22 protein-coding genes are annotated in these 12818 nt (G+C 61.9%); all 22 read left to right on the top strand.

Going from position 1 to position 12818, the window contains the following annotated elements; genetic code table 11:
- Nucleotides 1-203 precede the first annotated feature (203 nt).
- The 22 genes from rpsL to rplR all read left to right on the top strand — a co-directional run bounded on the left by rpsL (nt 204) and on the right by rplR (nt 12807).
- Nucleotides 204-575 (top strand): 30S ribosomal protein S12, encoded by a 372-nt coding sequence (gene rpsL / locus ACO06O_RS13990; RefSeq protein ID WP_169627166.1) that lies wholly within the window; start codon nt 204-206, stop codon nt 573-575.
- Nucleotides 576-592: 17 nt separating this feature from the next.
- Nucleotides 593-1063: a 30S ribosomal protein S7 gene (gene rpsG / locus ACO06O_RS13985; protein WP_420419551.1), complete on the top strand. Its 471-nt coding sequence runs from the start codon at nt 593-595 to the stop codon at nt 1061-1063.
- A gap of 12 nt (nt 1064-1075) precedes the next feature.
- Complete coding sequence (gene fusA, locus ACO06O_RS13980; RefSeq protein ID WP_421880811.1) at nt 1076-3154, top strand: elongation factor G; 2079 nt, start codon at nt 1076-1078, stop codon at nt 3152-3154.
- A 63-nt stretch (nt 3155-3217) separates the two neighbouring features.
- A complete protein-coding gene (gene tuf / locus ACO06O_RS13975; protein WP_420419538.1) occupies nt 3218-4408 on the top strand; it encodes an elongation factor Tu in 1191 nt (396 codons plus the stop codon).
- Nucleotides 4409-4517: 109 nt separating this feature from the next.
- Nucleotides 4518-4826: a 30S ribosomal protein S10 gene (gene rpsJ / locus ACO06O_RS13970; protein WP_169626973.1), complete on the top strand. Its 309-nt coding sequence runs from the start codon at nt 4518-4520 to the stop codon at nt 4824-4826.
- A 16-nt stretch (nt 4827-4842) separates the two neighbouring features.
- Nucleotides 4843-5637: a 50S ribosomal protein L3 gene (rplC, locus tag ACO06O_RS13965; protein WP_421880808.1), complete on the top strand. Its 795-nt coding sequence runs from the start codon at nt 4843-4845 to the stop codon at nt 5635-5637.
- Nucleotides 5638-5650: 13 nt separating this feature from the next.
- On the top strand, nt 5651-6271 hold the full coding sequence (rplD, locus tag ACO06O_RS13960; RefSeq protein WP_420419554.1) for a 50S ribosomal protein L4: 621 nt from the start codon (nt 5651-5653) through the stop codon (nt 6269-6271).
- Nucleotides 6268-6591: a 50S ribosomal protein L23 gene (locus tag ACO06O_RS13955; protein WP_421880805.1), complete on the top strand. Its 324-nt coding sequence runs from the start codon at nt 6268-6270 to the stop codon at nt 6589-6591. The genes rplD and ACO06O_RS13955 overlap by 4 nt, the downstream gene beginning before the upstream one ends.
- Before the next feature lie 42 nt (nt 6592-6633).
- Entirely contained in the window at nt 6634-7464 is an 831-nt protein-coding gene (rplB, locus tag ACO06O_RS13950) for a 50S ribosomal protein L2 (RefSeq protein WP_420419556.1), read from the top strand.
- A gap of 12 nt (nt 7465-7476) precedes the next feature.
- On the top strand, nt 7477-7755 hold the full coding sequence (gene rpsS, locus ACO06O_RS13945; protein ID WP_420419557.1) for a 30S ribosomal protein S19: 279 nt from the start codon (nt 7477-7479) through the stop codon (nt 7753-7755).
- Nucleotides 7756-7757: 2 nt separating this feature from the next.
- Complete coding sequence (gene rplV / locus ACO06O_RS13940; protein ID WP_420419558.1) at nt 7758-8138, top strand: 50S ribosomal protein L22; 381 nt, start codon at nt 7758-7760, stop codon at nt 8136-8138.
- Nucleotides 8138-8848: a 30S ribosomal protein S3 gene (rpsC, locus tag ACO06O_RS13935; RefSeq protein ID WP_420419559.1), complete on the top strand. Its 711-nt coding sequence runs from the start codon at nt 8138-8140 to the stop codon at nt 8846-8848. The genes rplV and rpsC overlap by 1 nt, the downstream gene beginning before the upstream one ends.
- Before the next feature lie 72 nt (nt 8849-8920).
- Complete coding sequence (rplP, locus tag ACO06O_RS13930) at nt 8921-9334, top strand: 50S ribosomal protein L16 (RefSeq protein ID WP_420419560.1); 414 nt, start codon at nt 8921-8923, stop codon at nt 9332-9334.
- Nucleotides 9335-9346: 12 nt separating this feature from the next.
- On the top strand, nt 9347-9559 hold the full coding sequence (gene rpmC / locus ACO06O_RS13925) for a 50S ribosomal protein L29 (protein WP_421880800.1): 213 nt from the start codon (nt 9347-9349) through the stop codon (nt 9557-9559).
- 28 nt (nt 9560-9587) lie between these two features.
- On the top strand, nt 9588-9827 hold the full coding sequence (rpsQ, locus tag ACO06O_RS13920; RefSeq protein WP_420419562.1) for a 30S ribosomal protein S17: 240 nt from the start codon (nt 9588-9590) through the stop codon (nt 9825-9827).
- Between the two features lie 28 nt (nt 9828-9855).
- Nucleotides 9856-10224, top strand: a complete 369-nt coding sequence (rplN, locus tag ACO06O_RS13915; protein WP_420419563.1) for a 50S ribosomal protein L14 — start codon at nt 9856-9858, stop codon at nt 10222-10224.
- Nucleotides 10224-10544, top strand: a complete 321-nt coding sequence (gene rplX / locus ACO06O_RS13910) for a 50S ribosomal protein L24 (protein WP_420420474.1) — start codon at nt 10224-10226, stop codon at nt 10542-10544. Before rplN ends, rplX begins: the two co-directional genes overlap by 1 nt.
- A 37-nt stretch (nt 10545-10581) precedes the next feature.
- On the top strand, nt 10582-11139 hold the full coding sequence (gene rplE, locus ACO06O_RS13905; RefSeq protein ID WP_421880797.1) for a 50S ribosomal protein L5: 558 nt from the start codon (nt 10582-10584) through the stop codon (nt 11137-11139).
- 19 nt (nt 11140-11158) lie between these two features.
- Nucleotides 11159-11464: a 30S ribosomal protein S14 gene (gene rpsN, locus ACO06O_RS13900; RefSeq protein ID WP_420419565.1), complete on the top strand. Its 306-nt coding sequence runs from the start codon at nt 11159-11161 to the stop codon at nt 11462-11464.
- 13 nt (nt 11465-11477) lie between these two features.
- The gene (rpsH, locus tag ACO06O_RS13895) at nt 11478-11876 is read left to right on the top strand and encodes a 30S ribosomal protein S8 (RefSeq protein ID WP_420419566.1); all 399 of its coding nucleotides are present in this window, start codon (nt 11478-11480) and stop codon (nt 11874-11876) included.
- A gap of 16 nt (nt 11877-11892) precedes the next feature.
- A complete protein-coding gene (gene rplF, locus ACO06O_RS13890) occupies nt 11893-12432 on the top strand; it encodes a 50S ribosomal protein L6 (protein WP_420419567.1) in 540 nt (179 codons plus the stop codon).
- A gap of 12 nt (nt 12433-12444) precedes the next feature.
- On the top strand, nt 12445-12807 hold the full coding sequence (gene rplR / locus ACO06O_RS13885) for a 50S ribosomal protein L18 (protein WP_421880793.1): 363 nt from the start codon (nt 12445-12447) through the stop codon (nt 12805-12807).
- Nucleotides 12808-12818 lie beyond the last annotated feature (11 nt).

Here is a 12818-nt window from a genome sequence, read left to right as displayed (position 1 = left end):
AGCTGACTTGGCGTCTTCGCCCATTGGGTGAGGGCGCCGAACATAATTGAGTTTTCATGCGTGGCGGGGTCGGAAGGACTTTCTTCCGCCGTCGTTACGGTTCGCTTCGTGCCGGGTTAAGCCGGCCGGCGCGATTTGGATGGACCAGGGTACCCGGATGTTCCGGGGTGGCCCCAGAAGAGAAACGGCGACGGGAAGATCATATGCCGACGATCAACCAGCTGATCCGCAAAGCGCGGAAGGACAAGCCGGTCCGGGAAAAGGTCCCGGCGCTGGAAGCGTGCCCGCAGAAACGCGGCGTTTGCACGCGCGTTTACACGACCACGCCGAAGAAGCCGAACTCGGCCCTTCGTAAGGTTGCGCGCGTCCGCCTGACCAACGGGTACGAAGTGACCAGCTACATTCCTGGTGAAGGCCATAACCTGCAGGAACACTCGGTGGTTCTGATCCGTGGCGGTCGTGTGAAAGACCTTCCCGGTGTCCGTTACCACACCATTCGCGGTACGCTCGATACGCAGGGCGTCAAAGATCGTCGCCAGCGCCGTTCGAAGTACGGCGTCAAGCGGCCGAAGTGATCGGGAGACCCTAAGACATGTCTCGTCGTCATAGTGCAGAGAAGCGCGAAATCATTCCGGACGCAAAGTTCGGCGATGTCGTGCTGTCGAAATTCATCAACTCGGTCATGCTGGACGGCAAGAAGTCCACGGCCGAACGCATCGTTTACGGTGCGCTGGACCGCATGGCCGGTCGTGGCGGCGCCGACCCGATGAAGGTTTTCCACGAAGCGCTGGAAAACGTGAAACCGCATCTGGAAGTCCGCTCCCGCCGCGTCGGTGGTGCGACCTACCAGGTTCCGGTCGAAGTCCGCCCGACCCGCGCCCAGGCGCTGGCCTTCCGGTGGATCATCGATATGGCTCGTAAGCGTTCTGAAAACACCATGGTCGAGCGGCTGTCCGGCGAATTGCTGGATGCCGCCAATAACCGGGGCGCCGCGATCAAGAAACGCGAAGACACCCACAAGATGGCGGAGGCCAACCGAGCCTTCTCCCATTATCGCTGGTAAGGAGCGTCGACCATGCCCCGCATTACCCCGATCGAACGGTACCGCAATATCGGCATTATGGCCCATATTGATGCCGGCAAGACGACCACGACCGAACGCATTCTGTACTACACCGGCCGTTCGCATAAGATCGGCGAAGTCCATGACGGCAATGCCACGATGGACTGGATGGAGCAGGAACAAGAGCGCGGTATCACGATTACGTCCGCCGCCACGACCTGTTTCTGGCGCGAGCATCGGATCAACATCATCGACACCCCCGGCCACGTCGACTTCACGATTGAAGTCGAGCGTTCGCTGCGCGTGCTCGATGGTGCCGTCGCCGTGTTCGATGCCGTCGCCGGCGTCGAGCCGCAGTCGGAAACCGTCTGGCGTCAGGCTGACAAGTACGGCGTTCCGCGCATGTGCTTCGTCAACAAGATGGACCGCATGGGCGCCGACTTCTATCGCTGCGTCGACATGATCGTTGATCGCCTGGGTGCCACGCCGCTGGTCGTGAACCTGCCGGTCGGCGCGGAAGCCGATTATGACGGACTGATCGACCTGATCCGCATGAAGCATATCGTGTGGAAGGGTGAGGATCTGGGCGCGGCCTTCGAATATGTCGATATTCCGGAAAGCATGGCCGAAAAGGCTGCGGAATACCGCGAGAAGCTGGTTGAGCTGGCCGTCGAGCAAGACGATGCCGCCATGGAAGCCTATCTGGAAGGCACCGAGCCGGACGTTGAGACGCTGATCAAGTGCATCCGCAAGGGCACGATCTCCAGCGCTTTCGTTCCGGTTCTGAACGGCACCGCGTTCAAGAACAAGGGCGTTCAGCCGCTGCTCGACGCCGTGATCGACTTCATGCCGTCGCCGTTCGACGTTGATAACGTCCAGGGCGTCTCCACGAAGGATCCGGAAGTGAAGATGGAACGGAAGACGCGCGATGACGCGCCGTTCTCCGCGCTGGCCTTCAAGATCATGGCCGACCAGTTCGTCGGTTCGCTGACCTTCTGCCGCGTCTATTCCGGTACGCTGGAATCCGGCTCCTACGTCATGAACTCCGTTAAGGAGAACAAGGAGCGCGTTGGCCGCATGCTGCTCATGCATGCGAACAGCCGGGAAGACATCAAGGACGCGATGGCGGGCGATATCGTCGCGATCGCGGGTCTGAAGAACACGACGACCGGTGACACGCTGTGCGATCCGGCCAACCCGATTATCCTGGAGCGGATGGAATTCCCCGATCCGGTCATCGAGATCGCGGTCGAGCCGAAGACCAAAGCGGACCAGGAAAAGATGTCTCAGGCGCTGCAGCGTCTGGCCGCCGAAGATCCGTCCTTCCGCGTGAAGACGGACGAGGAATCGGGCCAGACCATCATCGCCGGCATGGGCGAGCTGCACCTGGACATCATCGTCGACCGCATGAAGCGCGAATTCAAGGTGGACGCCAATATCGGCGCCCCGCAGGTCGCCTATCGCGAAACGATCACGAAGTCGGTTTCCGTGGATTACACCCACAAGAAGCAGACCGGCGGATCGGGTCAGTTCGCGAAGATCAGCCTGGAATTCGAACCGCATCAGCCGGGCGAAGGCTTCACCTTCGAAAGCAAGATCGTTGGTGGTTCCGTGCCGAAGGAATACATCCCGGGCGTCCAGAAAGGGATCGAATCCCAGATGGACAGCGGCATCATGGCCGGCTTCCCGGTCATCGACTTCGGCGTTCGCCTGGTCGACGGCGCCTATCACGACGTTGACTCGTCGGTCCTGGCCTTCGAAATCGCGGCCCGCGCCGCGTTCCGCGAAGCCATGGAGAAGGCAGGCCCGCGTCTGCTGGAACCGGTGATGAAGGTCGAGGTTGTGACCCCGGAAGATTACATGGGCGACATCATCGGCGACCTGAACAGCCGCCGTGGCCAGGTCAGCAGCATGGATCAGCGCGGGATCGCCCGTGTCGTGAACGCCATGGTGCCGTTGGCCAACATGTTCGGCTATGTGAACACGCTGCGTTCGCTGAGCCAGGGTCGTGCCCAGTACACGATGCAGTTCGACCATTACGAGCCGGTGCCGCAGGCCGTCGCCGACGAAGTCAAGGCGAAGATGGCCTAAGGCCGAACCCGCATCAGGAATAATGACCGTCGGCCAAGCGCCGACGTGGAATGGAGAGAAGAGATGGCGAAGGAAAAGTTCGAGCGTACGAAACCGCACTGCAACATTGGCACGATTGGCCACGTTGACCATGGCAAGACGACGCTGACGGCGGCGATCACGAAGACGCTTGCGGAGACGGGCGGCGCGACGTTCATGGACTACGCGAACATCGACAAGGCTCCGGAAGAGAAGGCGCGCGGTATCACGATCAACACGGCGCACGTTGAGTATCAGACGGACGCGCGTCACTACGCGCATGTCGACTGCCCCGGCCACGCTGACTATGTGAAGAACATGATCACGGGCGCGGCACAGATGGACGGCGCGATCCTGGTTGTGAACGCGGCGGACGGCCCGATGCCGCAGACGCGCGAGCACATTCTTCTGGCGCGTCAGGTTGGCGTTCCGGCGATTGTGGTTTTCCTGAACAAGGTTGACCAGGTTGACGACGAAGAGCTGCTGGAGCTGGTCGAGATGGAAGTGCGCGAGCTGCTGAGCTCGTACGACTTCCCGGGCGACGACATTCCGATCGTTGCGGGTTCGGCGCTGGCCGCTCTGGAAGGCCGCGACGACAATATCGGCAAGGAGAAGATCCTTGAGCTGATGGCGGAAGTCGACCGTTACATCCCGCAGCCGGAGCGTCCGAAGGACCGTCCGTTCCTGATGCCGATCGAAGACGTGTTCTCGATCTCGGGTCGTGGCACGGTTGTGACGGGTCGCGTTGAGCAGGGTATCGTGAAGGTCGGTGAGGAAATCGAGATTGTCGGTATCCGCACGACGCAGAAGACGACGGTGACGGGCGTTGAGATGTTCCGCAAGCTGCTGGACAGCGGGGAAGCGGGCGACAACATCGGCGCGCTGCTGCGCGGCATCGGCCGTGACGACGTTGAGCGCGGTCAGGTTCTGGCGAAGCCGGGCTCGATCACGCCGCACACGAAGTTCAAGGGCGAAGCCTACATTCTGACGAAGGAAGAAGGCGGTCGTCATACCCCGTTCTTCACCAACTACCGTCCGCAGTTCTACTTCCGCACGACGGATGTGACGGGCACGGTGACGCTGCCGGAAGGCACGGAAATGGTGATGCCGGGCGACAACATTTCGATGGATGTCGAGCTGATCGCCCCGATCGCGATGGACGAAGGCCTGCGCTTCGCCATCCGTGAAGGCGGCCGCACCGTCGGTGCCGGCGTCGTCGCCTCCATCATCGAGTAAGTAGAGACTCCATAGCGGCGGTCCTCATATCCGGGGCCGCCGCAATCCTTCCCCTAGCGGGGTGGCCGGAAATCGGCCCGAACGACGGGGATGACAGAGGGTGAACGGCATGGAAAGCCAGAACATTCGCATCCGCCTGAAGGCGTTCGATCACCGGGTCCTCGACCAGTCGACCAAGGAGATCTGCAACACCGCGAAGCGGACCGGCGCGGAAGTCCGGGGACCGATCCCGCTTCCGACCCGCATTGAGAAGTTCACGGTGTTGCGCTCGCCGCACATCGATAAGAAGAGCCGTGAACAGTTCGAAGTCCGTACGCATAAGCGCGTTCTGGACATCGTCGATCCGACTCCGCAGACGGTGGACGCGCTGATGAAGCTCGACCTCGCCGCCGGCGTTGATGTCGAGATCAAGCTCTGACGCGGGGGTTGGACCGATGAGAACCGGCGTTATCGCGAAGAAACTGGGCATGACCCGCATCTGGACCGATGAGGGCGTGCATGTGCCTGTCACCGTTCTGCAGATGGACGGTCTCCAGGTCACGGGTGTGCGCACCCAGGAAACGGACGGCTACACCGCGGTGCAGCTGGGCCTGGGCAAGCGTAAGGTGAAACATACCAGCAAGGCCATGCGCGGCCACTTCGCCAAGGCGAAAGTTGAGCCGAAGCGCAAGCTGGCGGAATTCCGGGTCGATCCGGACAATCTGCTGGCGGCCGGCGATGAATTGCAGGCGGATCACTTTGTGACCGGCCAGTATGTCGACGCCACGGGCATCAGCATCGGTAAGGGCTTTGCCGGTGCGATGAAGCGGCACAATTTCGGCGGCCTGCGGGCCAGCCACGGCGTGTCGGTCTCGCACCGCGCGCATGGCTCGACCGGGCAGTGTCAGGACCCGGGCAAGGTGTTCAAGGGCAAGAAGATGGCCGGTCACATGGGCGCGTCCCAGGTGACGAAGCAGAACCTGGAAGTCGTGTCGACCGATGTCGAGCGCGGCCTGATCCTGGTGAAGGGCGCCATCCCGGGTTCGAAGAACGCCTGGATCCTGCTGAAGGACGCCGTCAAGAAGGCGCTGCCGGAAGGACTGCCGACCCCGGCTTCGCTGAAGCCGGCCAAATCGGACGAACAAGCGCCGGTCGAAGCCGCTGCCGAAGAGGCCGCCGCTGAAGCCACTGCCGCCGACACGACGGAGGCCCCGGCCGCCGACGCTGACGGCGACAAGAACGACGCGTAAGAGGTAAGGCATTATGAAAACCAAGATCCTCACGCTCGAAAACAAGGCCGCCGGCGACATCGACCTGAGCGATGACGTCTTCGGCCTGGAGCCGCGCAAGGACATCCTGGCGCGCATGGTCAATTACCAACTGGCGAAGCGCCGCGCGGGGACCCACAAGGTCAAGAACCGTGCGGAGATCAATGGCAACGGCCAGAAGATCTATCGTCAGAAGGGCACCGGCCGCGCCCGTCAGGGTAACGGTAAGGCGCCGCAGTTCCGTGGCGGCGGACGGGCTTTCGGTCCGACCCCGCGCGATCATGCGCACGACCTGCCGAAGAAGGTTCGCGCCCTGGCGCTGAAGCACGCCCTGTCGTCCAAACTGGCCGACGGCAAGCTGATCGTCCTGGACGACGCCATTGCGACGGAAGCCAAGACGAAGGCCGTCAAGGCACAGCTGACCGCGCTGGGCCTGGCCAATGCGCTGATCGTCGGCGGTGCCGAAGTGGACCGCAACTTCGCGCTGGCGGCTCGGAACATCCCGAATATCGATGTTCTGCCGACCCAGGGCGCCAATGTGTACGACATCCTGCGCCGCGACACGCTGGTTCTGACCAAGGCGGCCGTCGAAGGACTGGAGGCCCGGTTGAAATGAGCTGGAAATTTCTGAATAAGTCGACGCCCAGCATGGAGCGCATGTACGACGTCATCGTCGCCCCGGTGATTACCGAGAAGGCGACGTTGGCCGGCGAACATAACGCCGTGGTCTTCAAGGTCGCGAAAGACGCGTCCAAGCCGGAGATCAAGGCTGCTGTCGAGAAGATCTTCGACGTGAAGGTGAAAGCCGTGAACACGTCGGTGGTGAAGGGCAAGACCAAGCGTTTCCGCGGCCGTATGGGCGTGCGCAGCGATTGGAAGAAAGCCGTCGTGAGCCTGGAAGAAGGGCATTCGATCGACGTCGGCGCCGGCGTCTGAGCCGGACCGCGACCGATACGGGATCGATAGAGGAGTTAAGCCATGGCGCTTAAGAGCTACAAGCCGATCACCCCGGGCCAGCGTGGCCTGGTTCTGGTCGACCGCTCGGACCTGCACAAGGGCGAGCCGGTCAAGTCCCTGACCGAGGGTCTGACCAAGAAGGGTGGCCGTAACAATACCGGTCGCATCACCCAGCGTCGCCGCGGCGGCGGGGCGAAGCGCCGCTACCGCGTCGTCGATTTCAAGCGCCTGAAGCGGGATATGTCCGCGACGGTTCAGCGCCTGGAATACGATCCGAACCGGACGGCCTTCATTGCGCTGATCGAATACGAAGACGGCGAGCTGAGCTACATCCTGGCGCCGCAGCGTCTGAAAGCGGGCGACAAGGTCGAAGCCGGCCAGAAAGTCGACGTGAAGCCGGGCAATGCGATGCCGATGGCCAACATGCCGATCGGGACCATCATCCACAATGTGGAGATGAAGCCGGGCAAGGGCGGCCAGATCGCGCGTTCCGCCGGGACTTATGCCCAGCTGGTCGGTCGCGATCAGGGCTATGCCCAGCTGAAGCTGTCGTCTGGCGAGTTGCGCGTCGTGCGGGCCGAATGTATTGCCACGGTCGGCGCGGTGTCGAACCCGGACCAGCAGAACATCAACCTGGGCAAAGCGGGCCGTAGCCGCTACCTGGGCAAGCGTCCGTCGGTGCGCGGCGTGGTCATGAACCCGGTCGATCACCCGCATGGCGGTGGTGAAGGCCGGACCTCGGGCGGTCGCCATCCGGTGACGCCGTGGGGCAAGCCGACCAAGGGCAAGCGCACCCGTTCCAACAAGTCGACGGACAAGTACATCATCCGTCGCCGCCACGCGAAGAAGTAAGGGTTAGAGACCATGGCACGCTCTGTATGGAAAGGTCCCTTCGTGGAGCTCAGCCTTCTGAAGAAGGCGGAGAAGACCCGCGAATCCGGCCGCAAGGAGGTGATCAAGACCTGGTCCCGCCGGTCCACCATCCTGCCGCAGTTCGTCGGACTGACGTTCGGCGTCCACAACGGTCAGAAGTTCGTGCCGGTGATGGTCAACGAACAGATGATCGGCCACAAATTTGGCGAGTTCGCGCCGACCCGGACCTATTACGGTCACGCGGCCGATAAAAAGGCGAAGAGGAAGTAACGATGGGTAAGGCGGCAAGAGAACGCACGCTGGCCGACACGGAAGCCCGCGCGGTCGTGAACGCGATCCGGGTCAGCCCTCAGAAGCTGAACCTGGTTGCGGCAATGATCCGCGGCAAGGCTGTCGGCGCGGCGCTGAACGACCTGACCTTCAGCCGTCGTCGGATCTCCGACACGGTGAAGAAGGCGCTGGAATCGGCGGTGGCGAACGCTGAAAACAATCATCAGCTCGACGTCGACCGGCTCTACGTCAAGGAAGCCTATGTCGGAAAGGCCTTCGTCATGAAGCGTTTCCGTCCGCGTGCCCGTGGCCGCGTCGGCAAGATCCAAAAGCCGTTCTCGAACCTGACCATCGTCGTCCGCGAGCGCGAGGAGACCGAATAATGGGCCAGAAAATCAATCCGATCGGCCTGCGCGTCGGCATCAACCGGACCTGGGATTCCCGCTGGTTCGCCGGTAAGAATTACGCCGATCTGCTGCACAAGGACGTGGCCATGCGGGAATACCTGCAGGACCGTCTGAAGGCCGCCGGTATCAGCCGCGTCGTCATCGAACGTCCGGCCGGCCGCGCCCGCGTCACGATCCACACCGCCCGTCCGGGCGTCGTGATTGGCCGCAAGGGTCAGGATATCGAAAAGCTGCGTCGCGATCTGTCGACGAAGTTTGGTGGCGACGTTGCCCTGAACATCGTTGAGATCCGCAAGCCGGAACTGGACGCCAAGCTGGTCGCCGAGAATATCGCGCAGCAGCTTGAGCGCCGCGTCGCGTTCCGCCGCGCCATGAAGCGTGCGGTTCAGAACGCCATGCGCATGGGCGCCGAAGGCATCCGTATCAATTGCGGCGGCCGTCTGGGCGGCGCGGAAATCGCGCGCACGGAATGGTACCGCGAAGGTCGCGTGCCGCTGCATACGCTGCGCGCCGACATCGACTACGGTACTGCCGAAGCCGAAACCACCTACGGCATCTGCGGCGTGAAGGTCTGGATCTTCAAAGGCGAGATCATGGCCCACGACCCCTATGCCCAGGACAAGCGTACGGCCGACCAGCAGGGCAGCGCGTCCTCGACGGGCGGCTCCGGCGGCGGAAACCGCTAAGTCGGGTTTGTAAGGAACGAAGGGTTTACGCGGCGCTAATCGCCGCAAACCGAGAGAAAACGGGTTAGAACGATGCTGTCACCGAAGCGCACGAAATTCCGCAAGCAGCACAAGGGCCGGATCCATGGCAATGCCAAGGGCGGCACGGCGCTGAACTTCGGCTCCATCGGCCTCAAGGCCATGGAACCGGGCCGGGTCACGGCTCGCCAGATCGAAGCGGCCCGCCGTGCGCTGGTGCGTCGCATCCGGCGTCAGGGCAAGGTCTGGATCCGGATCTTCCCGGATGTTCCGGTCTCGGCCAAGCCGGCGGAAGTCCGCATGGGTAAGGGTAAGGGTTCTCCGGAATTCTGGGCCTGCCGTGTGAAGCCGGGCCGTATGATGTTCGAAATGGACGGTGTGCCGAACGACGTCGCCACCGAAGCTTTCGAGCTGGCGGCGGCCAAAATGCCGATCAAGTGCAAGATCGTCACCCGCATTGGTGCGTAAGGAAGCGAAGCCATGACTAAGATCGCCGATCTGCGTCCGAAGACGGACGACGAATTGAAAGACCAGCTCGCCGAGCTGCAGAAGGAGCAGTTCAATCTGCGCTTCCAGGCTGCGTCCGGCCAGTTGGAAGATACCGCACGCGTTCGTACGGTGCGCCGCGACATCGCGCGCATCAAGACGCTGCTGAACGATCGTCGGGGCTCTGCCTCGGCGGCCACGGCCTGATCCGGCCGCGCATTAGGAGGTTCGGATAATGCCGAAACGCATTCTGCAGGGGACGGTGGTCTCCAACGCGACTGACAAGACCATTGTGGTCAAGGTCGAACGCCGGGTAAAACACCCGGTCTTCGGTAAGTTCGTGCGCCTGTCGAAGAAATTCATGGCGCATGACGAAAGCAACTCGGCGCAGGTCGGTGATACCGTCCGCATCCGCGAGTGCCGCCCGATTTCCAAGCGTAAGTCTTGGGAATTGGTCACCGGCGCGGACGCTTAACGCCACAGCCTGATCGGGAGTAGGTGCAATGATCCAGATGCAAACCACCCTCGATGTCGCGGACAATTCCGGGGCCCGGAAAGTCCAGTGCATCAAGGTTCTCGGCGGTTCCAAGCGCCGGTTCGCGTCGGTGGGCGACATCATCGTCGTCTCCGTCAAGGAAGCCATTCCGCGTGGCCGCGTGAAGAAGGGCGCCGTTCACCGCGCCGTCATCGTGCGGACCGCGAAAGAGATCGCCCGTCCGGACGGTTCGACGATTAAGTTCGACACGAACGCCGCCGTGCTGATCAACAAACAGAAAGAGCCGATCGGCACCCGTATTTTCGGCCCGGTCGTGCGTGAACTGCGTGCGAAGCAGTTCATGAAAATCGTGTCTTTGGCGCCGGAGGTGATCTGATCATGGCTGCGAAGATCAAAAAGGGCGACACCGTCGTGGTCCTGACCGGCCGCGACAAGGGCAAAGAAGGCGAAGTGCTGAAGGTCCTCCCGAAGGAAGGCCGTGCACTGGTCCAGGGCGTGAATATGGTCAAGCGCCATACGCGTCCGACGCAAGCTTCCACCGGCGGCATCGTCGACAAGGAAGCGTCGATCGCGTTGTCGAACATCGCGATCAAGGATCCGAAGAACGGTCAGCCGACCCGCGTCGGATTCAAGGTTCTCGAGGACGGTCGCAAGGTGCGTGTCGCCAAGCGATCCGGCGAAATCATCGACGCCTGATGTGGGCGACGGTTTAAGAAGGTAAGGGATACGAGCGATGGCTGAAGATCGTTACGTCCCGCGGCTCAAGAAGCTCTACGACGACAAGGTCAAGAGCGAATTGCTGCAGGAATTCGGGTATGACAACCCGCTGCAGGTGCCGCGGCTGGACAAGATCGTCATCAACATGGGCGTCGGCGAAGCGGTTGCAGACCGTAAAAAACTGACCAACGCCATGGCTGAATTGGCGCGGATCACCGGGCAAAAGCCGGTGGCCACGAAAGCGAAGAAGTCTGTTGCCAGCTTCAAGATCCGCGACAACATGGCGATCGGCTGCAAGGTGACCTTGCGCCGTGAGCGCATGTGGGAATTCCTGGATCGTCTGATCAATATCGCGCTGCCGCGCGTTCGCGACTTCCGCGGCGTGAACAGCAAGAGCTTCGACGGGTATGGCAACTATGCCATGGGTCTGAAAGAACAGATCGTTTTCCCGGAGATCGAATACGATCAGATCGACGAACTGCGTGGCATGGACATCGTGATCTGCACGACGGCTGGGACGAATGAGGAGGCCAAGAGCCTGCTCACCAAGTTCAACATGCCGTTCCAGGCCTAAGGCGGAGGAATGACGAGACATGGCTAAGAAAAGCGCCATCGAAAAGAACGAACACCGCCGGAAGCTGGCCAAACGCTACGCGAAGAAGCGTGCGGCCCTGAAGGCGCTGATTCACGACCGCGAACTGCCGCCGGAAGACCGCTTCTCTGCGGTGATGAAGCTGGACGCTCTGCCGAAGAACGCCAGCCCGATCCGCGTGCGCAACCGGTGCCAGATCACCGGTCGCCCGCGTGCGTTCTACCGCAAGTTCCGTATCTCCCGTATCGCGCTGCGCGACATGGCCTCTCTTGGCCTGGTCCCCGGCGTGGTCAAGTCGAGCTGGTGAGGAGGATCCAATCATGGCGATGAGCGATCCGCTCGGCGATATGCTGACCCGTATTCGCAACGGCCAACACGCCCGTAAGGCGGTGGTGCCGGTGCCGGCGTCCAAAATGCGTGCCCGCGTTCTGGACGTGCTGCAGCGCGAAGGGTTCATCCGCGGCTACTCCGAGACGGAACTCCGTCCGGGCGTCCGTGAGCTGTCCGTCGAACTGAAGTACCACGATGGCGAACCTGCCATCCGTGAAATGATGCGCGTCTCGAAGCCGGGCCGCCGCGTCTATTCGAAAATCAAGGATCTGCCCCGTTTCTACAACGGCCTGGGCATTCAGATTCTCAGCACCCCGCAGGGTGTGATGTCTGATGCCGAAGCCCGCGAAGCGAATGTCGGCGGCGAGATCCTGTGCCGCGTCTTCTAACCGGGAGGGTCGAACGATGTCACGAGTAGGTGTCTATCCGGTCGCGATCCCCACTGGCGTCGATGTTTCGATTGCCGACGGTGCGGTGAAGGCCAAGGGCAAGAACGGCGAACAGATCGTTAAGATTCTCGACAATGTCGAGGTCACGATCGAAGACAATGCGGTCAAGGTAACGCCGGTCAAGATGACCAAGCGTGCCCGTCAGGCATGGGGTACGACCCGTGCGCTGATCGCGAACGCGGTCCAGGGTGCGAACGAAGGCTTCGTCCGCCGGCTGGAAGTGAACGGCGTCGGTTACCGCGCCCAGGTCCAGGGCTCGACCCTGAAACTGGCGCTCGGTTTCAGCCACGACGTGAACTATCCGATCCCGTCGGATCTGAAGATCGTGATCGAAGGCGACCGTAACAACATCATCGCGATCTCCGGCGCCTCGAAGCAGCGCGTCGGCCAGGTGGCGAGCGAAATTCGCGCCTTCCGTCCGCCTGAGCCTTACAAAGGCAAGGGTGTGAAATACGCGGAGGAGACCATCCTCCGTAAGGAAGGCAAGAAGAAGTAAGGAACCGGACAGATGCTCAAGACGAAAGATCTTTTCGCGCGTCGCAAGGAGCGGACCCGGTTCAAGGTCCGCAAACTGGCGAATGGCCGTCCGCGCCTCTCGGTGTTCCGGTCGTCCAAGCAGATCTATGCCCAGATCATCGACGATCGGGCCGGCCGTACGCTGGCAGCCGCCTCGTCGGTCGACAAGGACCTGAAAGGCAAGCTGAAGACGGGTGCCACGGTGGAAGCCGCGGTCGAAGTCGGCAAGCTGCTGGCCGCTCGGGCGAAGGATGCCGGTGTCGAGACAGTTGTCTTCGACCGCGGCGGGTACAAATTTCATGGCCGGGTGAAGGCGCTGGCGGATGCCGCGCGTGAATCCGGTCTGAATTTCTAAGTCGGGAGCCG

It is taken from the genome of Pacificispira sp. (assembly GCF_965228185.1).
GTDB lineage: Bacteria > Pseudomonadota > Alphaproteobacteria > UBA8366 > Aestuariispiraceae > Pacificispira.
The sequence above is the reverse complement of the archived record's forward strand: the minus strand, read 5'-3'. Positions and strand labels throughout refer to the sequence as shown.

Excerpts from the sequence above, each read along its gene's own strand:
- rpsL (WP_169627166.1), top strand. The coding sequence starts at position 204 with ATGCCGACGATCAACCAGCTGATCCGCAAAGCGCGGAAGGACAAGCCG.
- rpsG (WP_420419551.1), top strand. The coding sequence starts at position 593 with ATGTCTCGTCGTCATAGTGCAGAGAAGCGCGAAATCATTCCGGACGCA.
- fusA (WP_421880811.1), top strand. The coding sequence starts at position 1,076 with ATGCCCCGCATTACCCCGATCGAACGGTACCGCAATATCGGCATTATG.
- tuf (WP_420419538.1), top strand. The coding sequence starts at position 3,218 with ATGGCGAAGGAAAAGTTCGAGCGTACGAAACCGCACTGCAACATTGGC.
- rpsJ (WP_169626973.1), top strand. The coding sequence starts at position 4,518 with ATGGAAAGCCAGAACATTCGCATCCGCCTGAAGGCGTTCGATCACCGG.
- rplC (WP_421880808.1), top strand. The coding sequence starts at position 4,843 with ATGAGAACCGGCGTTATCGCGAAGAAACTGGGCATGACCCGCATCTGG.
- rplD (WP_420419554.1), top strand. The coding sequence starts at position 5,651 with ATGAAAACCAAGATCCTCACGCTCGAAAACAAGGCCGCCGGCGACATC.
- ACO06O_RS13955 (WP_421880805.1), top strand. The coding sequence starts at position 6,268 with ATGAGCTGGAAATTTCTGAATAAGTCGACGCCCAGCATGGAGCGCATG.
- rplB (WP_420419556.1), top strand. The coding sequence starts at position 6,634 with ATGGCGCTTAAGAGCTACAAGCCGATCACCCCGGGCCAGCGTGGCCTG.
- rpsS (WP_420419557.1), top strand. The coding sequence starts at position 7,477 with ATGGCACGCTCTGTATGGAAAGGTCCCTTCGTGGAGCTCAGCCTTCTG.
- rplV (WP_420419558.1), top strand. The coding sequence starts at position 7,758 with ATGGGTAAGGCGGCAAGAGAACGCACGCTGGCCGACACGGAAGCCCGC.
- rpsC (WP_420419559.1), top strand. The coding sequence starts at position 8,138 with ATGGGCCAGAAAATCAATCCGATCGGCCTGCGCGTCGGCATCAACCGG.
- rplP (WP_420419560.1), top strand. The coding sequence starts at position 8,921 with ATGCTGTCACCGAAGCGCACGAAATTCCGCAAGCAGCACAAGGGCCGG.
- rpmC (WP_421880800.1), top strand. The coding sequence starts at position 9,347 with ATGACTAAGATCGCCGATCTGCGTCCGAAGACGGACGACGAATTGAAA.
- rpsQ (WP_420419562.1), top strand. The coding sequence starts at position 9,588 with ATGCCGAAACGCATTCTGCAGGGGACGGTGGTCTCCAACGCGACTGAC.
- rplN (WP_420419563.1), top strand. The coding sequence starts at position 9,856 with ATGATCCAGATGCAAACCACCCTCGATGTCGCGGACAATTCCGGGGCC.
- rplE (WP_421880797.1), top strand. The coding sequence starts at position 10,582 with ATGGCTGAAGATCGTTACGTCCCGCGGCTCAAGAAGCTCTACGACGAC.
- rpsN (WP_420419565.1), top strand. The coding sequence starts at position 11,159 with ATGGCTAAGAAAAGCGCCATCGAAAAGAACGAACACCGCCGGAAGCTG.
- rpsH (WP_420419566.1), top strand. The coding sequence starts at position 11,478 with ATGGCGATGAGCGATCCGCTCGGCGATATGCTGACCCGTATTCGCAAC.
- rplF (WP_420419567.1), top strand. The coding sequence starts at position 11,893 with ATGTCACGAGTAGGTGTCTATCCGGTCGCGATCCCCACTGGCGTCGAT.
- rplR (WP_421880793.1), top strand. The coding sequence starts at position 12,445 with ATGCTCAAGACGAAAGATCTTTTCGCGCGTCGCAAGGAGCGGACCCGG.